Origin of the sequence: Ectopseudomonas composti (genome assembly GCF_900115475.1) — a bacterium.
GTDB classification, from domain to species: Bacteria; Pseudomonadota; Gammaproteobacteria; order Pseudomonadales; family Pseudomonadaceae; genus Aquipseudomonas; species Aquipseudomonas composti.
This window is the reverse complement of sequence record NZ_FOWP01000002.1, coordinates 137139-160544: the sequence shown is the minus strand read 5'-3', so window position 1 is coordinate 160544 and position 23406 is coordinate 137139. Positions and strand designations below refer to the sequence as shown.

Annotated in this window: 20 protein-coding genes; 6 read left to right on the top strand and 14 right to left on the bottom strand. The window is 64.6% G+C overall.

Features of this window, described 5'->3' with window-relative positions; all coding sequences use genetic code 11:
* Nucleotides 1-31: 31 nt before the first annotated feature.
* The 5 genes from BM059_RS04410 to BM059_RS04390 form a co-directional block, all read right to left on the bottom strand.
* Nucleotides 32-1639: a malate:quinone oxidoreductase gene (locus BM059_RS04410; RefSeq protein WP_036998597.1), complete on the bottom strand. Its 1608-nt coding sequence runs from the start codon at nucleotides 1637-1639 to the stop codon at nucleotides 32-34.
* A gap of 297 nt (nucleotides 1640-1936) precedes the next feature.
* Entirely contained in the window at nucleotides 1937-2620 is a 684-nt protein-coding gene (locus BM059_RS04405; RefSeq protein ID WP_074936992.1) for an LrgB family protein, read from the bottom strand.
* The gene (locus BM059_RS04400; protein WP_036998600.1) at nucleotides 2617-2970 is read right to left on the bottom strand and encodes a CidA/LrgA family protein; all 354 of its coding nucleotides are present in this window, start codon (nucleotides 2968-2970) and stop codon (nucleotides 2617-2619) included. Before BM059_RS04400 ends, BM059_RS04405 begins: the two co-directional genes overlap by 4 nt.
* Nucleotides 2967-3485, bottom strand: coding sequence for a DUF934 domain-containing protein (locus BM059_RS04395; RefSeq protein WP_036998601.1), 519 nt, complete (start codon nucleotides 3483-3485; stop codon nucleotides 2967-2969). Before BM059_RS04395 ends, BM059_RS04400 begins: the two co-directional genes overlap by 4 nt.
* The gene (locus BM059_RS04390; RefSeq protein WP_074936990.1) at nucleotides 3482-5149 is read right to left on the bottom strand and encodes a nitrite/sulfite reductase; all 1668 of its coding nucleotides are present in this window, start codon (nucleotides 5147-5149) and stop codon (nucleotides 3482-3484) included. Before BM059_RS04390 ends, BM059_RS04395 begins: the two co-directional genes overlap by 4 nt.
* 342 nt (nucleotides 5150-5491) lie before the next feature.
* On the opposite strand from BM059_RS04390, the gene ccoG reads away from it, so the two are divergent.
* Both ccoG and mapR read left to right on the top strand, forming a co-directional pair.
* On the top strand, nucleotides 5492-6904 hold the full coding sequence (gene ccoG / locus BM059_RS04385) for a cytochrome c oxidase accessory protein CcoG (protein WP_074936989.1): 1413 nt from the start codon (nucleotides 5492-5494) through the stop codon (nucleotides 6902-6904).
* A 281-nt stretch (nucleotides 6905-7185) separates the two neighbouring features.
* Nucleotides 7186-8598 (top strand): GntR family transcriptional regulator MpaR, encoded by a 1413-nt coding sequence (gene mapR, locus BM059_RS04380; RefSeq protein ID WP_037005472.1) that lies wholly within the window; start codon nucleotides 7186-7188, stop codon nucleotides 8596-8598.
* 100 nt (nucleotides 8599-8698) lie between these two features.
* On the opposite strand, the gene BM059_RS04375 is transcribed toward mapR, so the two are convergent.
* From BM059_RS04375 to BM059_RS04335, 9 genes are all read right to left on the bottom strand, one after another.
* Nucleotides 8699-9952 (bottom strand): maltoporin, encoded by a 1254-nt coding sequence (locus tag BM059_RS04375; RefSeq protein WP_074936987.1) that lies wholly within the window; start codon nucleotides 9950-9952, stop codon nucleotides 8699-8701.
* Between the two features lie 173 nt (nucleotides 9953-10125).
* Nucleotides 10126-11292 (bottom strand): ABC transporter ATP-binding protein, encoded by a 1167-nt coding sequence (locus BM059_RS04370; RefSeq protein WP_074936986.1) that lies wholly within the window; start codon nucleotides 11290-11292, stop codon nucleotides 10126-10128.
* Between the two features lie 32 nt (nucleotides 11293-11324).
* A complete protein-coding gene (locus BM059_RS04365) occupies nucleotides 11325-12128 on the bottom strand; it encodes a carbohydrate ABC transporter permease (protein ID WP_244154385.1) in 804 nt (267 codons plus the stop codon).
* 94 nt (nucleotides 12129-12222) lie between these two features.
* The gene (locus tag BM059_RS04360; protein ID WP_037005144.1) at nucleotides 12223-13131 is read right to left on the bottom strand and encodes a carbohydrate ABC transporter permease; all 909 of its coding nucleotides are present in this window, start codon (nucleotides 13129-13131) and stop codon (nucleotides 12223-12225) included.
* 116 nt (nucleotides 13132-13247) lie between these two features.
* A complete protein-coding gene (locus BM059_RS04355; protein ID WP_074936982.1) occupies nucleotides 13248-14516 on the bottom strand; it encodes an ABC transporter substrate-binding protein in 1269 nt (422 codons plus the stop codon).
* Between the two features lie 104 nt (nucleotides 14517-14620).
* Entirely contained in the window at nucleotides 14621-15865 is a 1245-nt protein-coding gene (locus tag BM059_RS04350) for a D-mannose isomerase (RefSeq protein ID WP_074936981.1), read from the bottom strand.
* A 116-nt stretch (nucleotides 15866-15981) separates the two neighbouring features.
* Nucleotides 15982-17433: an ATP-binding protein gene (locus BM059_RS04345; protein ID WP_037005149.1), complete on the bottom strand. Its 1452-nt coding sequence runs from the start codon at nucleotides 17431-17433 to the stop codon at nucleotides 15982-15984.
* On the bottom strand, nucleotides 17423-18157 hold the full coding sequence (locus BM059_RS04340) for a response regulator (RefSeq protein ID WP_074936979.1): 735 nt from the start codon (nucleotides 18155-18157) through the stop codon (nucleotides 17423-17425). The genes BM059_RS04345 and BM059_RS04340 overlap by 11 nt, the downstream gene beginning before the upstream one ends.
* 55 nt (nucleotides 18158-18212) lie before the next feature.
* The gene (locus BM059_RS04335) at nucleotides 18213-19199 is read right to left on the bottom strand and encodes a glucokinase (RefSeq protein WP_074936977.1); all 987 of its coding nucleotides are present in this window, start codon (nucleotides 19197-19199) and stop codon (nucleotides 18213-18215) included.
* Between the two features lie 320 nt (nucleotides 19200-19519).
* Here BM059_RS04335 and ubiM point away from each other — a divergent pair, with 320 nt between their 5' ends.
* The 4 genes from ubiM to BM059_RS04315 all read left to right on the top strand — a co-directional run bounded on the left by ubiM (nucleotide 19520) and on the right by BM059_RS04315 (nucleotide 23389).
* Complete coding sequence (gene ubiM / locus BM059_RS04330; RefSeq protein ID WP_074936975.1) at nucleotides 19520-20692, top strand: 5-demethoxyubiquinol-8 5-hydroxylase UbiM; 1173 nt, start codon at nucleotides 19520-19522, stop codon at nucleotides 20690-20692.
* Between the two features lie 158 nt (nucleotides 20693-20850).
* Nucleotides 20851-22284: a cytochrome-c oxidase, cbb3-type subunit I gene (ccoN, locus tag BM059_RS04325; protein WP_074936974.1), complete on the top strand. Its 1434-nt coding sequence runs from the start codon at nucleotides 20851-20853 to the stop codon at nucleotides 22282-22284.
* Nucleotides 22274-22507 (top strand): cbb3-type cytochrome oxidase subunit 3, encoded by a 234-nt coding sequence (locus BM059_RS04320; protein ID WP_074936972.1) that lies wholly within the window; start codon nucleotides 22274-22276, stop codon nucleotides 22505-22507. Before ccoN ends, BM059_RS04320 begins: the two co-directional genes overlap by 11 nt.
* A 108-nt stretch (nucleotides 22508-22615) precedes the next feature.
* Complete coding sequence (locus BM059_RS04315; protein WP_074936970.1) at nucleotides 22616-23389, top strand: SDR family oxidoreductase; 774 nt, start codon at nucleotides 22616-22618, stop codon at nucleotides 23387-23389.
* Nucleotides 23390-23406 lie beyond the last annotated feature (17 nt).

Below are 23406 nucleotides of genomic sequence, written 5' to 3'. Positions count from 1 at the left end.
GCGGGGCGGGTTCTTGTATTGCGTCAAACGCTTACAGGGTCACGGCAGCCGGCTCGGGCTCGGCGGCCATTTCCACGTCCGGCGCCACTTCGATGTGCTGCAGCTCAAGACGCTCGCTGCTCCACTGACGAATGCGGTTGGTCAGCGCCAGGTCGTCGTTCAGCTTCTGCCCGTAGGACGGGATGATGTCCTTCAAACGCGCTTGCCACTCGGCGGTGGCGACCTTGTTGGCGAAGGCTTTCTCGATCAGGTGCAGCATGATTGGCGCGGCAGTGGAGGCACCCGGCGAGGCGCCCAGCAGCGCACTGATGCTGCCGTCAGCAGAGGTCACTACCTCGGTACCGAACTGCAGTACACCGCCCTTCTCGGCATCCTTCTTGATGATCTGCACGCGCTGGCCAGCGGTGATCAGCTCCCAGTCGGCATCCTGTGCATCCGGGAAGTACTCGCGCAGCGAGGCCATGCGGTCTTCCTGGCTGAGCATCAGCTGGCCCATCAGGTAAGTGCTCAGCGACCAGTTGTCCATACCGGCGTTGACCATCGGCATGAAGTTGTCGGTGGTCATGCTGCTGAACATGTCGAGCAGCGAGCCATTCTTGAGGAACTTGGTGGAGAAGGTGGCGAACGGGCCGAACAGCAGCACGTTCTCACCGTCGATCACGCGGGTGTCCAGGTGCGGCACGGACATGGGCGGCGAGCCGACCGACGCCTTGCCATAAACCTTGGCCAGGTGCTGGGCAACGATGTCCGGGTTACGCGTCATCAGGAACTGGCCGCCGACCGGGAAGCCGGCGTAGCCTTCGGCTTCTTCGATGCCGGACTTCTGCAGCAGCTTGAGCGCGCCACCACCGGCGCCGATGAAGACGAAGCGCGCATTGATGCTCTGCTCGGCGCCGCCCTTGGCCAGATCGGCCACGGTCACGCGCCAGGTGCCGTCATCGTTGCGCTGCAGGTCGCGAACTTCGTGCTCCAGATGCAGGCTGGCTTGCTGCTTACCGATCAGCGAGTCGATCAACTGGCGGGTGATCTCGCCGAAGTTGACGTCGGTGCCGATGGCCATGCGAGTCGCGGCGACCTTCTGCTGCGAATCGCGGCCTTGCATGATCAGCGGTACCCACTGGGCGATCTGCGCGTGATCCTCGGTGAACTCCATGCCGCGGAACAGGTTGCTGTGCTGCAACGCAGCGTGGCGCTTGCGCAGGTACTCGACGTTGTCGTCGCCCCAGACGAAGCTCATGTGCGGAGTGATGTTGATGAAGCTCTTGGGCTTGCTCAGCACTTCGCGCTCGACCTGGGTGGCCCAGAACTGCTTGGAGATCTCGAACGACTCATTGATCGCGATCGCCTTGCTGATGTCGATGCCGCCGTCGGCGGTTTCCGGCGTGTAGTTCAGCTCGCAGAAGGCAGAGTGGCCGGTGCCGGCATTGTTCCAGCCGTTGGAGCTCTCGCCGGCGACGCGGTCGAGGCGCTCGTAGATCTCGATGCTCCAGTCCGGCTGTAGCTCGTGGAGGTAGGTGCCGAGGGTGGCGCTCATCACGCCAGCGCCGATCAGCAACACGTCGACGGTTTTCTCGGGCTCGCGGGGCTTGGAGCAACCGATCACGCTGAGACAAAGCAGCGTCAGCAGGATTTTTTTCATGGGACAGTCCAGTTCGTCGCACGACGACAAGGGCCGTGCAGGCAAGGTTTCGGGCAGCGGCCGTGTGGGCCACACATGAGCGATAGCCGCAGATCTGCGACACGGCGAAAGGAAGGGGGTTCCAGGCCTCTTGGCGGGCGTATTCCGATCACGCCGCGAGCAAGAGCAATATGCGTGCCGCTGAAAGGATTCAGCGGCATTTATTGGGTTCGAACAGCGTCGAACCAGTATGAGGGTGGCGAGATGTCGCCACCGCCCGGCGCCAGGCAGCGTTCAGGTGGCGGGATTCCGCCCGGCTCAGGCCAGCAGCAGTGGCAACAGCAAGGCCGTGCCGATCCCCAGCAGGCTCATCGCCAGGGCCGCGAAGGCACCGCACTCCTCGCCTTCCTGCAAGGCATGCGCGGTACCGATGGCATGCGCGTTGATACCGTAGCTCAGACCACGGGCCGCCGGGTGATCGACGCCCGCCCAGCGCAGCAGCAGCGGCCCCAACGCCGTGCCGATCACACCGGTGAGCATCACCATCACCGCGGCCAGCGAAGCGACGCCGCCAATTTGCTCGGCCACCGGCATGGCAATCGGCATGGTCACGAACTTCGGCGCCAGGCTCATTACCACGCTCCAGTCGGCGCCCATCGCCCAGCCGATGGCCAGGGTCAGCGCCACTGACAGCACGCCGCCGGCGCTGAGGGTGATCATCACCGGCCAGAACAACTGGCGAATGCGCTTGATGTTGTGCTGCAGCGGCACCGCCAGGGCCACGGTGGCCGGCCCCAGCAACCAGGCAACGGGCTCGGCACCGGCGCGGTAGGTGGCGTAATCCACCCCGCACAGCAGCAAGGTGGCGACGATCAGCGTCACCGAAACCAGCACCGGCTGCAGCACCAGCCAGCCGCTGCGGCGATACAGCCAGGCGGCGATCAGAAAAGCGGCCAGGGTCAGGGCGATGGCGAACAGCGGGTGATGAGTCAGCAATCTCATCCCTTGCGCTCCTGACGGCGGATCAAAGTCTGCAGCAGCCAGCCACAGAACGGCACGGTCACCAGCAGCGACAGCACCAGCGCCGTGGCGATCACCGGCAACTCACCGAGCAGCAGGTCGCTGCTGGTCATGATCCCGGAAGCCGGCACGGCCAGCAGCAGCGGCAGGTAAGGCAGCAAACCACCGGCAGCCTGTTGCAGCGGCTCAGGTACGGCACCGCGCCACATCAGCCAGACCGAGAGCAGCAGCAGGCCAATGATCGACGCCGGCAGCATCGGCAACAGCCAATGATTGAGGGCTATGCCGAACAACTGCAGCAATACCAGCCAGAACAGGCCACGCACCATCATGATCTCGACTCCTCCTTATGGCGTCCCCGACGAAACAGCGGACGCGGCTCGATAACCGAGCGACCATACAACACACTGAGCCCTTGCAGGCCCTTGAGTGCATCTTCCAGTGATTTGTCGGCGCGCACGGCAAAGGCATCGAAGCCGCACTGGCGCATGTGCGCCAACTGGTCGCGTAGCACATCGCCCACCGCGCGTAACTCACCGCGCCAGCCCAAACGGGTGCGCAGCAGGTAGGCCTGGCTGTAACCTCGGCCGTCGCGGAAGCTGGGAAAATCGATGGCGATCAGCGGCAGGCTGGCCAGCAACGGCTGCAGTGCCTCCGGCTCGTCGTCCACCTGCAGCAGCAGGCCGTCGGCGCTAACCGCCCTGCCCTGCAGTACCTCGTCAGACTGCCGTTCGCGCCAGGCGGCCAGCGGCAGGATCAGTGGCGCGTCAGCCTCAGCGTCGAGTTGCCAGGGATCATCGTCGACGATGCAGGCCTGGCCCTCGACCAGGCGAATCAGGTTATTCATGCCACCTCCTCGCGGCTGTAGACGTTCGCCTTGAATGGCTCCAGACCGATGCGCTGGAAGGTGTCGAGAAAACCTTCGTTGACCTCCCGCTGATCGACATAGGTGCGCACGATGCGCTCGATCACCTCGGGCACCTGCTCGGCGGCGAACGACGGGCCGATCACCTTGCCAAGCGCCGCCTGCCGGCCCTGGCTGCCGCCGAGGGTGAGCTGGTACCACTCGCTACCGTTCTTGTCGACGCCGAGGATGCCAATGTTGCCGATATGGTGATGGCCGCAGGCGTTCATGCAGCCGGAGATGTTCAGGCTCAGCTCGCCCAGATCATGCAGGTAGTCGAGATCGTCGAAACGCTGCTGGATGGCCTGGGCGATGGGGATCGACTTGGCGTTGGCCAGCGAGCAGAAGTCACCGCCGGGGCAAGCGATGATATCGGTGAGCAGACCGGCGTTGGCGGTGCCCAGCCCGGCCGCCTGCGCTTCGCTCCACAACGCATGGAGGTCGCTCTTGCGCACGTCGGGCAGCACCAGGTTCTGTTCGTGGGCGACGCGAATCTCGCCGAAGCCGTAGCGCTCGCTCCAGTCCGCCAACGCCTCCATCTGCTCGGCGCTGACGTCGCCGGGCGGCGCACTGATGCCCGGTTTGGTCGACAGCACCACGCTGAGGTAGCCGGGCACCTGATGCGCCATGACGTTGCGCGACACCCAGCGGGCGAAGGCCTCGTCGCGCGCCAGGTGGGTGCCGAAATCGAGGTCGAGGGCGTCCTGCGGCACGTAGGCCGGTTTGTGGAAGGACGCCGCGACACGCTGGTACTCGTCCTCGGTCAGGCGTGCCGGGCCATCCTTGATCGGCTGCCACTCCCGCTCCACCTCGGCGGCGAAGGACTCGATGCCAAGGGCTTTGACCAGGATTTTGATGCGCGCCTTGTACTTGTTGTCGCGTCGGCCATGGCGGTTGTACACACGCAGGATGGCCTCGACGTAGGACAGGCAGTCCTGCCAGTGCAGGCCCTCGCGCAGAGTCTGGGCGATGATCGGCGTGCGCCCCAGGCCGCCGCCAACCAGCACACGCAGGCGCAGCTCGTCGGCCTCATCACGGTACAGTTGCAGGCCGATGTCATGTACCTGAACGGCGGCGCGATCCTGTTCGGCGGCGCACAGGGCGATCTTGAACTTGCGCGGCAGAAAGAGGAATTCCGGGTTGACCGTCGACCACTGGCGCAGGATCTCGGCCAGCGGGCGTGGGTCGAGGTATTCGTCGGCGGCGACCCCGGCAAACGCCTCGGTGGTGATGTTGCGCACGCAGTTGCCCGAGGTCTGGATGGCATGCATGTCGTGCTCGGCCAGCCAGTCGAGGATGTCCGGCACGCGCTCCAGCTCAACCCAGTTGAACTGGATGTTCTGCCGCGTGGTGAAGTGCCCATAACCGCGGTCGTACTCGCGGGCGATATGCGCCAGTGCACGCATCTGCTTGGCCGACAGGGTGCCGTAAGGGATCGCCACACGCAGCATGTAGGCATGCTTCTGCAGGTACAGGCCGTTCTGCAGGCGCAACGGCAGAAACTCCTCCTCGCTCAGCTCATCGGCCAGGCGCCGCTGGACCTGGTCGCGGAACTGGGCGACGCGCTCGCGCACCAGTGCGCGGTCATAATCGTCGTATTGGTACATACCGGCAGGCCTCCTGATCACGGGGCGTCGACTATGCCTGCCGAATGTGCGTCGAAAACAGCGCCAGAAAAGCTCTAAAAAACCGGATCAGATCAATCAGGCAGTGCTCGCCATCAGCTGCTGATTGGCGCGGCGCGATGTCGCAGGGCGATCACTGTGCTGCTCGGATGAATAACTCTCAACGCCAGGCAATGCGAGCCCTGCAGCGCTGCCCGCTGCTTTTCCTGACGCCCTGGTGGCGGATCTGATCCGCTTTTTTATCGAAAACCTGAGTCTGTTTTGCGATCAGTTGCCCTCGGATCATGGCGCCAGCCTGAATAAACGCCTGATGAGGGCAACGCCATGACTGATCTGATCCCCGTGCGCAGCGTCGAGACCATCGACCCCGCCAAACCCATCCGCCTGACACCGGCCCAGGCCGGTGGCCCGATCCACACCCGCAGTTTCAGCGGGCGCTTTCGCAACTTGCGTCTGCTCGGCGCCGGCCTGCTGTTCTTGCTGTTCTTCGGCACCGCCTGGATCGACTGGAATGGCCGCCAGGCCGTGCTCTGGGATCTGGATAACCGCCAGTTCCACATCTTCGGCGCGACCTTCTGGCCGCAGGACTTCATCCTGCTCTCGGCGATCCTGATCATCGCCGCCTTCGGCCTGTTCTTCATCACCGTACTGGCCGGCCGCGTCTGGTGCGGCTACGCCTGCCCGCAGAGCGTGTGGACCTGGGTGTTCATGCGCGTGGAGCAGATCACCGAAGGTGACCGTGGCCAGCGCATCAAGCTCGATGCCGCGCCCTGGTCGCTGCAGAAACTGGCCCGGCGCAGCGCCAAGCACGGCCTGTGGCTGGTAGTCAGCGTGGTCACAGCGATGGCCTTCGTCGGCTACTTCACCCCAGTGCGCCAGTTGACCACCGACCTGCTGACCCTGGAGATGGGCGCTACCACCGCGTTCTGGGTGCTGTCGTTCACCGCCGCTACCTACATCAACGCAGGCTGGCTGCGCGAGAAGGTGTGCCGCGACATGTGCCCCTACTCGCGCTTCCAGAGCGTGATGTTCGACAGCGATACGCTGGTCATTTCCTACGACGCCGCCCGTGGCGAAAACCGTGGCCCACGGCGCAAGGATGCGGACTACAAAGCCGAAGGCCTGGGCGATTGCATCGACTGCACGATGTGCGTGCAGGTCTGCCCCACCGGCATCGACATTCGCGATGGTCTGCAACTGGAATGCATCGGCTGCGGCGCCTGCATCGACGCCTGCGACAACGTGATGGACAAGCTCGGCTATGACCGTGGCCTGGTGCGTTACAGCTCCGAACACGAGCTAGCCGGCGGTACGACCCACTGGCTGCGCCCGCGCCTGATCGGCTATGCGGCGATGCTGGCGGTGATGATCGGCGCCTTCGTCTGGGCCCTGGCCGAGCGCCCGCTGATCTCCCTGGATGTGACCCGTGACCGTGGCCTGTTCCGCGAGAACGCCGTGGGCCAGATCGAGAACATCTACAGCCTGAAGATCATCAACAAGACCCAGCAGCCGCGCAGCTACGCCATCGCACTGGTCGAGCCCGGTGACTTCGAACTGCACGGCCCGCGCACGCTGAACCTGGCTCCAGGGGAAATTCGCGACCTGCCGGTAAGCGTCGCCCTGACCGCCTCGCATAACGCCGCCGGCCCGCAAACCGTACGCTTCGAAGTGCACGACAAGGCCGATTTGCAGAGCCGCGTCAGCACCAAGAGCACCTTCCTCGCGCCGCTGCGGTGAGGCGCGGTAAACCGTGCTGTTCACTTAACGAAAGGTGGACACGATCAATCCCCTCTCCCCCACGGGGAGAGGGCTAGGGAGGGGGTAACGGTTACACGGAGGTGTATCTAACCCTCTCCCCCGGCCCCTCTCCCATGAATGGGAGAGGGGAGCAAGCGTCGTAGCCCGGATGCAATCCGGGGCGATTCGAGATACGTCCCCCTTCACGAGGCACTGCCATGTCTGCCGCTCACCCCGTAAAGTGTTCGCCCATACCCTTTGCGGCGGTGAACCAGGACAGGATGAAACGCTACGAAAAATTTGCCGACGAGATCGCCGAGCTGATTCGCACCGGCGTGCTCGGCCCCGGTGAGAAGGTGCCGTCGGTGCGTCATGCCAGCCGCACCTACGGGGTCAGCCCGTCCACGGTATTCCAGGCCTACTACCTGCTGGAGGATCGCGGCCTGATCCAGGCCCGGGCACGCTCCGGCTACTTCGTTCGCGAGCACGCCAAGCGCCCGCTGCACGAACCGGAACTGACCGCCCACGCCGCGCAGACCACCGAAGTGGACGTCAGCGAGCTGGTGTTCTCGGTGCTCGCTTCGCTGAAGGACCCGCACACCGTCGCCTTCGGCTCGGCCTTCCCCAGCCCCGACCTGTTCCCCCTGCCGCGCCTGGCCAAGAGCATGGCGCATGCCCTGCGCATGCTCTCGCCGCACGAGATCATCGCCGACATGACCGCAGGCAACGCCGACCTGCGCCGGCAGATCGCCCTGCGCTACATGGTCAGTGGTGTGATGCTGCCGATGGAGGAGCTGGTGATCAGCAACGGCGCCATGGAGGCGCTCAACCTCTGCCTGCAGTGCGTGACCCAGCCGGGCGACCTGGTGGCCATCGAATCACCGACCTTCTACGCCTGCCTGCAGGTGCTGGAACGGCTGCAGCTCAAGGCGGTGGAAATTCCCGTGCACCCGCGTGAGGGCATCGACCTGGGCGCCCTGGCCGAAAGCCTCGAGCAACTGCCGATCAAGGCCTGCTGGTTCATGAGCAGCCTGCAGAATCCGCTGGGCGCGAGCATGAGCGAGGCCAAGAAGCAGGCGCTGTACGAACTGCTGGTCGAGCATCAGGTGCCGCTGATCGAGGACGATGTGTACGCTGAGCTGTACTTCGGCAGCCACCCGCCCAAGCCGGTGAAAAGCTTCGACCGCGAAGGGCTGGTGATGCATTGCAGCTCCTTCTCCAAGAGCCTGGCACCGGGTTATCGCATCGGCTGGGTGGCCGGTGGGCGCTATGCCGAGCAGATCGCCCGGCTCAAGCTGATGACCACCATCTCGCCGTCGGTGCCGGCGCAGGCGGCGCTGGCCGACTACCTGCAGCACGGCGGCTACGATCGCCACCTGCGCAAGCTGCGCCACGCCCTGGAAATGCAGCAGAGCGCGATGCTCGCCTCCGCCGCCCGGCACTTTCCGGCCAGCACGCGGGTCACGCGGCCGGCGGGCGGCTACTTCCTCTGGTTCGAATTTCCCGAGCGCCTGGACTCGCTGCAACTGCTACGCCTGGCACTGGCCCAGGGCATCAGCCTGGCGCCGGGGCCGATCTTCTCCGCCAGCCAGGGTTTTCGTCACTGCGCGCGGCTGAACTATGGCCACCCGTGGAGCCCGCGTAGCGAACAGGCCATGGAAGTGCTCGGGCGTCTGGTGGCGGGATTGCTCTGACGCCCGGTGCGCACGGCGCACCCTACGAACACCCCGCAGGTCGCGTAGGGTACGCCGTGCGCACCGACTGATTTGCCAGCGGACCCAATCTACGAGCGTTTTACTTCCACCAGTACTCCACCTGTACGCCGAAGTTGGAGCCGTTGCGCGCGCTGCCGAAGGCGCCGTTCTCGGACAATGCCGAGCCGTCGGCCAGCAGGTTGGCGGCCTGCTGTGCGGCACGGTTCCAGCTGGCGTAGGTGTAGTACAGGCGAATTTCCGGACGCTCCCAGAAACCGGGGCCAGATGGCGACCAGGTCGGCGCGATGGTGAACTTGGTCAACTTGCGCGTGCCGCCGGGCGCCTCGACCTGGTCGCGGCCGATCTCGCCGACCAGCTTGAACTGCTCGGTGAAGGCGTAGCTGGTGCGGCCACCGATGGACAGCCAGTTCTGATCAGCACCATCCGGGCGCTTGTCCTTCTGGTAGACCACCTGCACCTGGCCACCGAGACGCGGGGTCATCTGGAAGTCGAAGAACTCCACCAGGCGCCAGCTGCTGTTGCTGCTGTCGAGGGTCGGATCGCCGGTGTAACCCAGCGCGGTGCCCGGCCCGCGGCCGTATTGCAGGGCGACGGTGTTGACCCCGCCGAGGAAGTCCTGCTGTTTGTGCTGCGCACTCACCGCCCAGCCGCTGTGGCTGTCGGTGCTGTCCGGCTTGTCGATGTAGCTGACGCCCACTTCCAGCTCGCCACCGGGGTTGACCTGGAAGCCGCCGACGTTGAAATCGTGGCGGTTGATGTAGGGCTCCTGGTCGTAGTTGTCCTTGCGCGAGAACACGTAGCTGTACTTGAGGTCGCCGATCTTCATCTCGTCGATGCCGAAACCGGTGGCGCTCTGGTTCCAGTAGTAGAAGTCGGAGATATGGATGTCGTTACGCTTGTAGAAACGCCGCCCGGCCCACAGCGAACCGCCATTGAGCGCCGGCATGTTGCTCCACTCCGCGTACATCTGGTTCATTCGCGCGAAGCCGTAGTCGCCGGTGAACTTGGGCGTGTGGCCATATTGGTTGTAAAGCTGCGCCATGCCCTCGACGCTGATCACCGAGCCGTCGTCCAGGCGAAACAGGTCCTGGCGCAGGTCCAGCTCGATGTACTGCTCGCACTCGTTACCCAGGCGGTACTTCGATTGCGCGCCCGGCAATTGGAAGCACTGCTGCGTGCCGCCGGTATCCGCACCGCCGATGCCGCTGCGGACGTAGCCGGTGAACTCGACGGCCTGCACCTGCGGCGTGGCCAAGGCCACGGCAGCGACCAGTAGGTAGGGTGCGCTGCGCGCACCAAGGAGTTGGGGGGCAGCTTGCGGTGTGGTCTTCATCGTTGCTCCTGATTGTTTTTATTTTTACGGATGCTGCGGAATAGCCGCCGCAGCGACGGTTTTTCGTTTCCCTGGTGCGCACGGCACCTCCTACGTGACGGGTGCGTCGCGTAGCCCGGATGCAATTCGGGTGGTTGTTTCCACAGAGCCCAGATTTCATCCGGGCTACATGGCTAACCGCGCTTCAATTGCGCCACTTTGTTGTCAGTGGCCTGGCGCTTTTTTGCCAGCAGGCGCTCGCCGCTCTGGGCGTCGAACAGCAACACCCGGCTTGGCTCGAAACGCAGCGCAAGGCTGCTGCCGACCTGTGGTGCCATGTCCGGCGCCAGGCGGCAGCAGACCTTGGTCTGGTTGAGGTTGACGAACACCAGGGTGTCCGGCCCGGTGGGCTCGGTGACCTCCACTTCGGCGCAGATACTCGGTGCCTCAGCACCGTCGTCGGCAGCCAACTGGATCTGCTCGGGGCGGATACCAAGGATCACCTCACGGTTTTCCATGCCTGCCTCCAGCTCGCCCAACGGCAGTTCGCAGCGCGCCTGCCCGGCGACGCCGAGCGACGAGTTGAGCACGGCCCAGCACTGGCCATCGCGACGCTGCAGACGCACAGGAATGAAGTTCATCGGCGGCGAACCGATGAAGCTGGCGACGAACAGGTTGGCCGGGTCGTTGTAAATCTGCTGCGGCGTACCGAACTGCTGGATGATGCCGTCCTTCATCACCGCCACCTTGTCGCCCAGGGTCATGGCCTCGATCTGGTCGTGGGTGACGTACACCGTGGTGGTCTTCAGGCGCTGGTGCATCAGCTTGATTTCGGTGCGCATCTCCACGCGCAGCTTGGCGTCGAGGTTCGACAGCGGCTCGTCGAACAGGTAGATCTTCGGTCGCCGTGCCAGCGCCCGGCCCATCGCCACGCGCTGCTGCTGGCCGCCGGACAACTGGCCGGGCTTGCGCTGCAACAGATGTTCGATCTGCAGCAGCTTGGCCACCCGTGCCACTTCCTCATCGATGGCGGCCGGGGCCATCTTGCGCATCTTCAGGCCGAAGGCGATGTTGTCGCGCACGTTCATCGTCGGGTACAGCGCGTAGGACTGGAACACCATGGCGATGTCGCGATCCTTCGGGCTCATGCCGCTGATGTCGGCGCCGTCCACCAGGATCGCGCCGCCGCTGATGTTCTCCAGCCCGGCGATGCAGTTCATCAGGGTGGATTTGCCGCAGCCGGACGGGCCAACGAGGATCAGGAACTCGCCGGAGTCGATCGACAACTCGATGTTCTTCAGCGTGTCCGCCAGGCCGCTGCCGTAGGACTTGTTGACGTTGCGCAGTTCGAGGGTAGCCATTTCATTTCTCCACTTTGAAAGCGCAGTAGCTTTCAGCCTTTCACCGCGCCGGCCGTCAGGCCGCGCAGGAAGTACTTTCCAGCCACGATGTAGACCAGCAGGGTCGGTAGCCCGGCGATCATCGCAGCGGCCATGTCGACGTTGTATTCCTTGGCGCCGGTGCTGGTGTTGACCAGGTTGTTCAACGCCACGGTGATCGGTTGCGAGTCGCCACTGGCGAATACCACGCCGAAGAGGAAGTCGTTCCAGATCTGGGTGAACTGCCAGATCAGGCAGACCATGATGATCGGCACCGACATGGGCAGCAGAATTCGCACGAAGATGGTGAAGAACCCGGCGCCATCGAGCCGCGCCGCGCGCACCAGGGCATCGGGCACGGCGACGTAGTAGTTGCGGAAGAACAGCGTGGTGAAGGCGATGCCATAGACCACGTGAACCAGCACCAGGCCGGCCGTGGTATTGGCCAGCCCTAGCTTGCCGAGAGTGAAAGAAGCTGGCAGCAGCACGGTCTGGAATGGCAGGAAGCAGCCGAACAGCAGCAGGCCGAAGAACAGCTGCGAACCACGGAAGCGCCACATCGACAGCACGTAGCCGTTCAACGCGCCAACGGCGGTGGAAATCAGCACGGCGGGAATGGCGATCTTCACCGAATTCCAGAAATAGCCGTCGACCACGCTCCAGGCCTTGACCCAACCAATCAGGGTCACGGTCTCGGGCCAGGACAGCAGGTTGCCGGTGCGAATGTCCTCGGGCGTCTTGATGCTGGTCAGTAGCATCACCACCAGCGGCACCAGATACAGCGCGGCGGCGAACAGCAGGGTGGCGTGGATGGCCAGGCGGCTCGGACTGATCGCCCTCACCCGGCGCTTCGCGCCACTGTCTCCTGACGGGAGAAGCTCAGCGGCAGATCGTCGTTGCGCGACGCTCGCATCATTCATGGCGTTTGCCTCGCAGTTCCGAATAGAGGTACGGCACCAGCAGCGTGAGGATCGCGGCCAGCATCAGCATCGCGCTAGCCGAACCGATGCCCATCTGGCCGCGGCTGAAGGTGAAGGAGTACATGAACATCGCCGGCAGGTCGGAGGAGTAGCCGGGGCCGCCTGCGGTCATCGCCGCCACCAGGTCGAAGCTCTTGATGGCGATGTGCGCGAGGATCATCACCGCGCTGAAGAACACCGGGCGCAGGCTCGGCAGGACGATGCGCAGGTAGATGGTCGGCAGCCCTGCCCCGTCCACCTGGGCAGCGCGGATGATCGACTGGTCGACGCTGCGCAGCCCGGCCAGGAACAGCGCCATGACGAAGCCCGAGGCCTGCCACACCGCAGCGATCACCAGGCAGTAGATGACCCGGTCCTGATCCACCAGCCAGTCGAGGCGAAAACCTTCCCAGCCCCAGTCGCGGAGCATCTTGTCCAGACCCAGGCCGGGGTTGAGCAGCCATTTCCAGGCGGTGCCGGTGACAATCATCGACAGCGCCATGGGGTACAGGTAGATGGTGCGGATAAAGCCTTCACGGCGAATGCGCTGGTCCAGCAGCACGGCGAGGAACACGCCGATCAGCAGGCTGATGCCGATGAACAGGCCACCGAACACCAACAGGTTCTGGCTCGCGACCCACCAGCGGTCGTTGTCCATCAGGCGCATGTACTGCTGCAGGCCGACCCACTTGTAGCTGGGCATGAAGCTGGAGTTGGTGAACGACAGCACCAGGGTCCAGAGGATGTAGCCGTAGAAACCGACCAACACCACCAGCATGCTCGGCGCCAGCACCAACTTGGGCAGCCAGCGTTGCAGCACATCGAGGGGGGAGGCCTTGGTCATTACCGTGGTGATACTCATCGGGCATTACCAGTTGGCGAAGTGAAATCCGGGCCGAACGCCGCCCCGACGGGGCCAGGGCCCTGTCGTGCGAGGCGGTGCGTGGGAAGTGGGCCGGCAGCGCCGGCCCGTTGGCGCTACTGAGCGGCCTTGATCGCCGCGTAGATCTGCGCGCCGGCCTTGCTCGGGTCGGCGTTCTTCTCGCTCATGAAGTTGGTCACCACGTCGAAGATGGCGCCCTGCACGGCGAGGTTGGTGGCCATGCTATGGGCCATGCTCGGCTCCAGCTTGCCGTTCTTATCGGCCTCCTGGAAATCCTTCATCGAGGCCTGGGCGCAGCTGTCGAACTTGCTCATGTCCAGGTCCGAGCGCACCGGGATCGAGCCCTTGTTCTCGTTGAACACGTACTGGAACTCGGGCTCCAGGGCGATCCGCGCCAGGGCATGCTGGGCCGCGATGTCGCCTTCGTTCTTCAGCTTGAACATGGCCATGGAGTCGATGTTGTAGGTGTAGCTGCCAGCGGTTCCCGGCATCGGCACGCACTGGTAGTCCTTGCCTGCCACCTTGCCGGCGGCGGTCCATTCGCTCTTGGCCCAGTCGCCCATGATCTGCATGCCTGCCTTGCCGTCGATCACCTCGGCGGTTGCCAGGTTCCAGTCGCGTCCGGCGCGGTTGTCGTCCATGTAGGTGGAGAGTTTTTTCAGCGCGGTGAACACTTCGGTCATCTGCGCGCTGGTCAGGGTCGCCTCGTCGTTCTCGACGAACGCCTTGTGGAAGCCTTCGGCGCCCATGATGCTCAGCACCAGGCCTTCGAACACGGTGCTGTCCTGCCAGGGCTGACCGCCATGGGCCAGCGGCACGAAGCCGGCAGCCTTGAGCTTGTCACCGGCGGCGTAGAGTTCTTCGAGGGTGGTCGGCGCCTTGTCGATGCCGGCCTTCTCGAACACCTGCGGGTTGATCCACAGCCAATTGACCCGGTGGATGTTGACCGGCACCGCGACGTAGTGCCCGTCGTACTGCATGGTCTTGGCAACGGTCTTCGACAGCAGGCCATCCCAGTCGTTGGCCTGGGCCACCTCATCCAATGGCGCGAGCAGATCCAGCGCACCCCACTCCTGCAGATCGGGACCCTTGATCTGTGCCGCACCCGGCGGGTTGCCGGACACCACGCGGGTCTTCAGCACGGTCATGGCGGCGGAACCAGCGCCACCGGCCACCGCGCCATCCTTCCAGGTGAAACCATCCTTCTCGACCAGATCACGCAGAACCTTCACCGCAGCAGCCTCACCACCTGAGGTCCACCAATGCACCACTTCCACCGTACCTTTGGAGTCGGCGGCCAGCGCGGTGAAGGGGAACAGGGAGGCGAGAGAAACGGCGGTAGCGAGGCGAGTAATAGCGTTCATCGGAGTACCTTTCTTGTTGTTATCGGGCAAGTCGTGGCGCTTGCGTTGATAGGGAGTGTAATCAGGGTCGTTGCCGGCTCGGGTAACGAAAGGATGCATGAATGTCACCGCCTGGTTACATCGGCGGCGAGCGCCGTGGCCAGGCTCGGCGCCAGCGCCAGACGCGGCAGCAGCACGGCCTGGTAGGCGTGATAAAGATCGGGTTTGCCGGCCCAGATACGGGCGGCCGGCTGGTTGTGTTCATCGAGTTCGTGGTGCCAGCTGCCGCCGTGCGGGTCAATGAAATACTCGGCGATGAAGTCCCAGCACTGCCGATACCACTGCTCGTAGATCGCCTCGCCGCTGCGCTGCAGCAGCGTCGCCGCCGCGGCGACGGCCTCGGCATGCACCCAGTGCAGACGGGCACGCACCACCGGCTGCTGGTTCCAGTCGAGGCTGTACACCAAGCCTGGTGCACCATCGGCCTGCCAGGCATGCCGGCAGGCGCTGGCGAACAGGCCCTTGGCATCGGCCAGCAGCCAGTCCGGCGCGGCGAGCCCGGCCTGGATCAGCGCCGCGTCCAGATGCAGCAGCAGGCGCGCCCACTCGAAGGCGTGGCCAGGCGTGCTGCCATAAGGGCGAAAGGGGTCGGCGCGGTTATCCGCGTTGTACTCAGGCAGCGCCTGCCAGTGCGCATCGAAGTGCTCGACCACGACGTGCCCGCACGCGGCGGCGTGCCGATGGATCAGGCGTTCGGCGATGCGCAGCGCGCGCTGTACCCAGAGCGTATTGCCGGTGACATCGGCCAGGGCGAGAAAGGCCTCCACGCCATGCATATTGCTGTTGGCGCCGCGATAAGCCTCCTCGTCGCTCCAGTCGCGATTGAAGCTTTCGCGCAGGGCGCCCTCCTCCTCACTCCAGAAATGCCGCTCGATGATCTCGATGGCGTCATCCAGCAGCGCCTGGGCGGCAGGATGGCCGGCGACCCTGGCGGAGCTGGCCGCCAGCGCAACGAAGGCATGCAGGTAGGCGGACTTGCCGCCGCTGCGCGTTGCATCGCTGAACCAGCCGCCGTGTTCTTCGTCCCACAGGGCGCCGCGCAGTGCTGCAAGGCCATGGTCGAGCAGCGCGGCATGGCCGGGAATCCCCTGGATATGCGCCAGGGCGAAACAGTGGGTCATGCGCGTGGTGTGAATCAGCTCGGCAATCGCGCCCTCGGGCAAGTGCCCTCGATCATCGAGCGCGGAGAAGCCCTGCTCGACCTGCGCCCCGCGTGCGAACGGCAGCAGGCGCCGGCCTTCGTCATTCAGCCAGGTGAGGTGAGCGGGCTGGCATAGCCAGCTGTCTGGGCGCCAGGCAGGTGCTTTCACGGTTGTGTTCCATACGCAGCGCGGCGTGATGCCGCTGGGTCGAAGCCGGATTCTAGTCAGCGTCATCCGCTGCACCGGTCACGAAAGCGCGCGCCTTTGTCACCGTTCGGTGACATTCACTCAGGTGTACGCGGCAGGCGCAGGGTGACGCGCAAGCCGCCCTCGCGCAGGTTGCGCAGGCTGACTTCGCCACCATGGCTGTGGGCGATGTTGCGCGCGATGCCCAGCCCGAGGCCGTAGCCCTGCTGCTGCCCGGCAAGGCGAAAGTGCGGCTCGAACACCTGCTCCAGGCGCTGCTCCGGTACGCCAGGGCCTTCGTCATCGACATGCAGGACGAAGGCCGCGCCGTCGTCCTCGATGTGCAGATGGGCGTTGCGCCCGTACTTCAGGGCGTTGTCGATCAGGTTGCCGATGCAGCGCCGCAGCGCCAGCGGCTTGCCCGGATACGCCGCGCAGGCCTCGCCATCGAGGGTCACGCTGCCGTTGCCCGCCGGCGCCAGGTAAGGCTCGACCAGGCAATGCAGCAGGTGGTTGAGGTCCACCGGTTCGATGTTCTCGTGGATATCAGTGTCTTTCACGCATTGCAGCGCGCCTTTGACCAGCAGCTCGAGGTCGTCCAGATCGCGGCCGAACTTGGTCTGCAGACTTTCGTCGTCGAGCAGTTCGACGCGCAGGCGCAAACGTGTGATGGGCGTGCGCAGGTCATGGGAAATGGCGCTGAACAACTGGCTGCGCTCGGTCAGGTAGCGGCTGATGCGCTCGCGCATGGCATTGAAGGCGCGGGCCACCTCGACCACCTCGCGCCCACCGCCCTCGGCCACCGGCTCTACCTCGGCGCCCAGCGACATATGCCGCGCGGTGCGCGCCAGGCGCTTGAGCGGGCGGCTCTGCAAGTGCACCAGCAAACCGATGAACAGCAGCAGGAAGGCCGTGGTCAGGAGGATGAACCACAGCTGCTGGGTCGGCAGGACGGGTTCTTCCAGGCTGGTATAAGGCTCGGGCAGCAACGAGGCGATGTACAGCCACTCGCCCGGCGCCAGCTGGATCTGCGTCACCAGCACCGGCGGATTGACCGGCTCCAGGGTCAGCGCGTAATGCGCCCAGGAGCGTGGCAGTTCGTCGAGTTTCAGGCCGCCATTGAAGATGCGCAGATCGTCCGGGCTGACGAAGGTCACCGAAATGTCCGCGGCATTGCCCAACGACTGGTGCAGCACTTCGGCCACCGCCTCGGTCACTGCCTGTTTGCGCGGTGTGGGCGGCAACAGCTGCATCTGCAACGGGCGATCATTGAGGCTGACCACGAAGCGCGTGCCGCCCATGCTGCGCAATTGGTCGAGCACCAGCGGCCGATACGCCACCGGCAGCGAGCGGAAGTAACGCACGCTGGCGGACATCGAATGCGCCAGGCTGCGCGCAGTGGTGACCAGGCCTTCGAGCTGGGTGGCGCGCAGTTGCGACAGCCAGATCACGCTGGACAGGGTCTGCGCAGCGAGGATCGCCAGCAGGGTCAGCAGTAGCATGCGCCCGAGCAGCGAGCGCGGCAGCCAGCGCCGTGGGTTAACGCCCATCGCCGGCCTGCAGGCTGACCGTGGCCGCCAATTGATAGCCGCTGCCACGCACGGTACGGATCAGCCGCGGCGGCTTGTCGGTATCGCGCAGACGCTGACGCAGGCGACTAACGGCCATGTCGACGATGCGCTCCAGCGGCATCACCTCACGGCCACGGGTGGCGTTACCGATGGTGTCGCGGTCGAGAATCTGCTGCGGGTGATCGAGAAACAGCTTGAGCAGGGCGAAGTCGGCGCCGGACAGAATCACCTCCTCGCCGTCGCGGTGAAACAGCCGATGGCTGACCATGTCCAGGCGCCAGTCCTCGAAGGCCAGCACCTCACCACCGCGCTCCTGGGTGAACTGCGCACGGCGCAGCAAGGCTTTGATCCGCGCCAGCAGTTCACGCGGGCTGAACGGCTTGCCGAGGTAGTCGTCGGCCCCCAGCTCCAGGCCGATCACCCGGTCGGCTTCGTCGGAGCTGGCGGTGAGCATGATGATCGGCACCTGGGCGAAGCGCTGGTGTTCGCGCACCCAGCGGCACAGGCTGAAGCCGTCCTCGTCGGGCAGCATCACATCGAGAATCACCAGGTCGGCCGACTCCGCACACAGGCTCTGGCGGAAGGCGGCGCCATCGGCCGCGGCGCGCACCTGAAAGCCGACGCGGCTCAGGTAGGTATCGAGCAGTTCGCGAATTTCCTGGTCGTCATCGACCAGCAAAATCGATTTACCGGGCTGGCTCATGGTCCGCCACCTTTCTTGTTATGACTGTGTAGCCCGGATCAAATCCGGGGTGCTATCAACGGTTCTCCCGGATTGCATCCGGGCTACGCTCCGACGCCTGTTGCAAGGCCACACCAGCGCCGGTCAGGCCGGGGTACTCGGCCGTCACCAGCCACACCGGAATGCCGTGAAGGTAATCGCTCATGCAACCCTTGTCGCGGAAACTCTTGGCAAAACCGCTGGCGAGAAACCGTTCGGCAAAACGCGGCACCACGCCGCCAACGACATACACCCCGCCGCGCGCGCCCAGAGTCAGTACGTCGTTGCCGGCAACACGGCCGAGCCAGCAACTGAACTGCTCCAGCACCTCGCCGGCGACAGGCTCGCCCGCCAAAGCGGCGGCAGTGATGGCCGCTGGCGTCGCGTGCTGCAGTGGCTGACCGTCCAGCTCGCAGATGGCCCGATAGAGCACCAGCAAGCCATTGCCACTGAGCACGTCTTCGGCGCGCACGTGGCCCAGCTGTCGGTACAGCACCTGCCAGAGTTCGGCCTCGCGCGGGCTGCCGATGGGCAGGTCGACGTGGCCGCCCTCGCCCGGCAGCACCCGCCAGCTGCCATCCGCTTGCGCCAGCAACGTACCGACACCCAGGCCCGTGCCAGCGCCGATCACCAGGGTCGGACGCTCTGCCTGCGGCTCGCCTGGGCACACCTGCACACGCTCATGCTCGGCGATGCGGGTCATGCCCAAGGCCATGGCAGAGAAGTCGTTGATCATCAGCAAACGGTCGATCTGCAACGCCTCGCAGAACGCTGCACGATCGATACGCCAGTGATTGTTGGTGAAGCGAAACAGGTTGCCGCTGACCGGCCCGGCGCAGGCCAGGCATACCGAACCAATGGCACCCGGGGCCAGGCCCTGAGCGTGCAGATAGGCGGCAATGGCTTGCTCCGGCCCTTCGAAATCGGCAGTCGGCAGAACCTGCACCGCCTCCAGTTGCTCATCACGCCACAGGGCAAAGCGTGCGTTGGTACCACCGATATCGCCGACCAGCGCCAGTTTCACTTGAACGCCTCCGGAGCGAAGGCCGTTCGCCGAGCGACAGTTGCAGAAAAGTGAGGATGCATGGCATCGACTCCAAACCGAATTATTTTTGTAGTTCAGACAACGCGCACCACAGTAAACCCGAAAACTACGCCTATCAAGCCGGCCAAAGTAGTAATAACAACAATATTTAATGCCAACCCATAGCCATCGCCCGCGCAACGGATTCAGCCCTCGGCATGATCCCGGACAATATCGGCGGCGTTGCGCCGACCTAGACTCGTATCGGCGCATGGCGGGTTTCACCCGCCCTACTGGTCATCCGCACGGAGAGCTGCAGCATGTCACCCGATATCGTCATCGTCGGCGCCGGCCCGGCAGGTCTATGCCTGGCACGTGCCCTGTCCGGGCATGGCCTGTCCATCGTGATCTTGGAACGCCAGGGCGAACAGCCACTGGCCGAACCAGCCTTCGACGGCCGCGAGATTGCCCTCACTCATGGCTCGCAGGCGCTGCTCGAACGCCTGGGGCTGTGGGCAAGCCTGCCTGCCGCCGACATTGCCGTGCTGCGCGATGCCCAGGTATTCAACGGCCCCTCGCTGTTCGCCCTGAAGATCCGCGCCGAGCAGGCAGGCGCCGAGCGCCTCGGCCATCTGGTGGCCAACCAGGCCATTCGCCGCGCCGCCTATCAGGCCGTGAGCGACTGTGCCGACGTGCAGCTGCTGTGTGACGCCCGTATACATGCCATCCAGCAAAGCGAGAGCGAGGTGAAACTGGTGCTTCAGGACGGCCAGGTGCTGCAGCCGCGCCTGCTGGTCGCCGCCGACAGCCGTTTCTCGGAGACCCGGCGCCAGCTCGGCATCGGCGCGCAGCTCAAGGACTTCGGCAAGAGCATGCTGGTGTGCCGCATGCAGCATGAAGAGGAACATCAGCAGGTGGCCTGGGAATGGTTCGGCTACGGCCAGACCCTGGCCCTACTGCCGCTCAACGGCCGGCAGTCGTCGACCGTGCTTACCCTGCCGCCGCGTGAGATCGAGCGTTTGCAGAAGCTCGACGAAGCCACCTTCGCCCGCGAAATGGAGCAGCGCTTCGACCGCCGCCTGGGCGCCATGCAACTGATCAGTAGTCGCCACGCCTACCCGCTGGTGGGCGCCTATGCGCAGCGCATGGTCGGCAGCCGCTGCGCCCTGCTTGGCGACGCCGCCGTGGGCATGCACCCGGTCACCGCGCACGGCTTCAACTTCGGCCTGATCGGCGTGCAACTGCTCAGCGAAGCGCTACTGAGCGCCCATGGCAAACGTCAGGACATTGGTGCGCCTGCGCCACTGGCCCGCTATGAACGTCAGCTGCGCCTGGCCACCTGGCCGCTGTACCAGGCCACCAACCTGTTGGTGGAGCTGTACACCAACGACCACCTGCCCGCACGCCTGCTGCGCGGCGCCGGGCTGCGCGTGGCGCAGGGCCTGCTGCCGTTGAAGAAGGGCATTGCCCGTCATCTGACCGCCCAGGCCTGAGCCCTGAAAGCGCGCGCCGAACGTAGCGCGCGCCTCCCATCGCCCCATCTGATACGCATCAGATGGTACTTTCTGAGTCTGTTTTGTTTTTCCCGGCCTCCCTACAGTTTCACCACTCGCGCGGCTGCGCCCGCATTACTGTATGGAAGGTTACCGCGATGCAATCTGCTGCTTCCCACCTGGCCTACAACTACACAGTAGTCCGCCAGTTCACCCTGATGACCCTCTTCTGGGGCGTGGTGGGCATGTGCACCGGCGTGCTCATCGCCGCCCAACTGGTCTGGCCGGAACTGAACTTCGACACACCCTGGCTGAGCTTCGGCCGCCTGCGTCCGCTGCACACCAACCTGGTGGTGTTCGGCTTCGCCGGCAGCGCACAGTTCGCCGCCAGCTACTACGCGGTGCAACGCACCTGCCAGACGCGGCTGTTCTCCGACAAACTGGCCGCGTTCACTTTCTGGGGCTGGCAGGCGACCATCCTGATCATGCTGGTGACCCTGCCCATGGGCCTGACCACCACCAAGGAATACGCCGAAATCGAGTTTACCGGCGCGCTGTGGATGGCCATCGTCTGGGTTGCCTACGGCATCGTCTTCTTCACTACGCTGACGCAGCGCAAGACGCGCCACATCTACGTCGGCAACTGGTTCTTCGGCGCCTTCATCCTGGTCATCGCCATGCTGCACATCGTCAACCACCTGTCGGTGCCGGTGAGCTGGTTCAAGTCCTACTCGATCTATTCGGGCGCTACCGACGCCATGGTGCAATGGTGGTACGGGCACAACGCGGTGGGTTTCTTCCTCACCACCGGTTTCCTGGGGATGATGTATTACTTCGTGCCCAAGCAAGTGGATCGGCCGGTGTATTCCTACCGCCTGTCCATCGTCCACTTCTGGGCGCTGATCACCCTGTACATCTGGGCCGGCCCGCACCACCTGCACTACACCGCCCTGCCGGACTGGGCGCAATCGCTGGGTATGGTGATGTCGATCATTCTCCTGGCTCCGAGCTGGGGCGGCATGGTCAACGGCATGATGACCCTCTCCGGCGCCTGGCACCTGCTGCGCACCGATCCGATCCTGCGTTTTCTGGTGGTGTCGCTGGCGTTCTACGGCATGAGCACCTTCGAGGGGCCGATGATGGCGATCAAGACGGTCAACGCCCTGTCGCACTACACCGACTGGACCATCGGACACGTCCATGCCGGGGCGCTGGGCTGGGTGGCGATGATCACCTTCGGCTCGCTCTATCACCTGATCCCGAAGGTCTTCGGCCGCGACGGCATGTATAGCACTGGGATGATCAACGCGCACTTCTGGCTGGCGACCATCGGCACCGTGCTCTACATCGCCTCGATGTGGGTCAACGGCATCACCCAAGGCCTGATGTGGCGCGCGGTCAACGAAGACGGCACCCTCACCTACTCCTTCGTCGAGGCGCTGGAGGCCAGTCACCCCGGTTTCGTGGTGCGCCTGGTCGGCGGCCTGTGTTTCCTCACCGGCATGCTGCTGATGGTGCTCAACACCTGGCTGACCTTGCGCAGCCCAGCCAGCGAACCGCACGACGCCGGAGCAGCCGCCCATGCCGGCTGAAGTCTGGTGGATGATCGCCCTGGCGGTGTTCTTCCTGGGCGTGCAACTGAGCCTTGGCCGTGGCAGCCAGCGCGACCTCGACGAAGCCACCATGCTGCCGTTTGCCGACGATCCCGACGTCGCCCGGCGGGTCGAGCGCGACACCGGGCGCAGCACCAAAGGCTGCGCCTGCCCTGGCACCTGCGACGGTAGCTGCGAGCACCGCGGACGGCGGGATTTCTGAACCACATTGGTCGCGTTTTCTGGACAATGCATCCAGAACCGAGACGCTGATCAGACTCACATGGCTACCTAGACTCTGGTTTCCTCAACCCGAGCCGGGAGACATCTCATGGTCGATCATTCCATTGCAGGCAAGACGGTACTCATCGCCGGTGGCGGCAAGAACCTCGGCGGGCTGCTGGCCCGCGACCTGGCGGCAAACGGCGCCAGCGCGGTGGTCATTCACTACAACAGTACGGCAAGCAAGACTGAGGCCGAAGCCACCGTGCAGGCGGTGGAAAAGCTCGGCGCCAAGGCGGTCGCGCTGCAGGGCGACCTGACCAGCGCCGCCGCCGTGGAAAAACTCTTCGCGGATGCGATGGCCGCAGTCGGCCGCCCCGATATCGCCATCAACACCGTGGGCAAGGTGCTGAAGAAACCCTTCAGCGAGATCAGCGAAGCCGAGTATGACGAGATGACCGCGGTCAACTCCAAATCGGCGTTCTTCTTCCTCAAGGAAGCCGGCAGGCACGTCAGGGACAACGGCAAGATCTGCACCCTGGTGACCTCGTTACTGGGCGCCTACACCCCCTTCTACGCGGCCTACGCCGGCACCAAGGCGCCGGTGGAGCATTACACCCGAGCGGCGTCCAAGGAATTCGGCGCACGCGGCATTTCGGTCACCGCTATCGGCCCCGGCCCGATGGACACCCCCTTCTTCTACGGTCAGGAAGGTGCCGATGCGGTGGCCTACCACAAGAGCGCGGCGGCGCTGTCGCCCTTCTCCAAGACCGGCCTGACCGATATCGAGGACGTGGTGCCCTTCATCCGTCACCTGGTCAGCGATGGCTGGTGGATCACCGGGCAGACCATTCTGATCAATGGCGGCTATACCACTAAGTAAGCGACTGGAAAAAAGCC

Excerpts from the sequence above, each read along its gene's own strand:
- BM059_RS04400 (WP_036998600.1), bottom strand. The coding sequence starts at position 2,970 with ATGATGGTGCGTGGCCTGTTCTGGCTGGTATTGCTGCAGTTGTTCGGC.
- BM059_RS04405 (WP_074936992.1), bottom strand. The coding sequence starts at position 2,620 with ATGAGATTGCTGACTCATCACCCGCTGTTCGCCATCGCCCTGACCCTG.
- BM059_RS04355 (WP_074936982.1), bottom strand. The coding sequence starts at position 14,516 with ATGAACGCTATTACTCGCCTCGCTACCGCCGTTTCTCTCGCCTCCCTG.
- BM059_RS04320 (WP_074936972.1), top strand. The coding sequence starts at position 22,274 with ATGCCGGCTGAAGTCTGGTGGATGATCGCCCTGGCGGTGTTCTTCCTG.
- BM059_RS04390 (WP_074936990.1), bottom strand. The coding sequence starts at position 5,149 with ATGTACCAATACGACGATTATGACCGCGCACTGGTGCGCGAGCGCGTC.
- ccoN (WP_074936974.1), top strand. The coding sequence starts at position 20,851 with ATGCAATCTGCTGCTTCCCACCTGGCCTACAACTACACAGTAGTCCGC.
- BM059_RS04370 (WP_074936986.1), bottom strand. The coding sequence starts at position 11,292 with ATGGCTACCCTCGAACTGCGCAACGTCAACAAGTCCTACGGCAGCGGC.
- BM059_RS04360 (WP_037005144.1), bottom strand. The coding sequence starts at position 13,131 with ATGAGTATCACCACGGTAATGACCAAGGCCTCCCCCCTCGATGTGCTG.
- BM059_RS04340 (WP_074936979.1), bottom strand. The coding sequence starts at position 18,157 with ATGAGCCAGCCCGGTAAATCGATTTTGCTGGTCGATGACGACCAGGAA.
- ubiM (WP_074936975.1), top strand. The coding sequence starts at position 19,520 with ATGTCACCCGATATCGTCATCGTCGGCGCCGGCCCGGCAGGTCTATGC.
- BM059_RS04315 (WP_074936970.1), top strand. The coding sequence starts at position 22,616 with ATGGTCGATCATTCCATTGCAGGCAAGACGGTACTCATCGCCGGTGGC.
- BM059_RS04395 (WP_036998601.1), bottom strand. The coding sequence starts at position 3,485 with ATGAATAACCTGATTCGCCTGGTCGAGGGCCAGGCCTGCATCGTCGAC.
- BM059_RS04410 (WP_036998597.1), bottom strand. The coding sequence starts at position 1,639 with ATGAAAAAAATCCTGCTGACGCTGCTTTGTCTCAGCGTGATCGGTTGC.
- BM059_RS04345 (WP_037005149.1), bottom strand. The coding sequence starts at position 17,433 with ATGGGCGTTAACCCACGGCGCTGGCTGCCGCGCTCGCTGCTCGGGCGC.
- BM059_RS04375 (WP_074936987.1), bottom strand. The coding sequence starts at position 9,952 with ATGAAGACCACACCGCAAGCTGCCCCCCAACTCCTTGGTGCGCGCAGC.
- mapR (WP_037005472.1), top strand. The coding sequence starts at position 7,186 with ATGAAACGCTACGAAAAATTTGCCGACGAGATCGCCGAGCTGATTCGC.
- ccoG (WP_074936989.1), top strand. The coding sequence starts at position 5,492 with ATGACTGATCTGATCCCCGTGCGCAGCGTCGAGACCATCGACCCCGCC.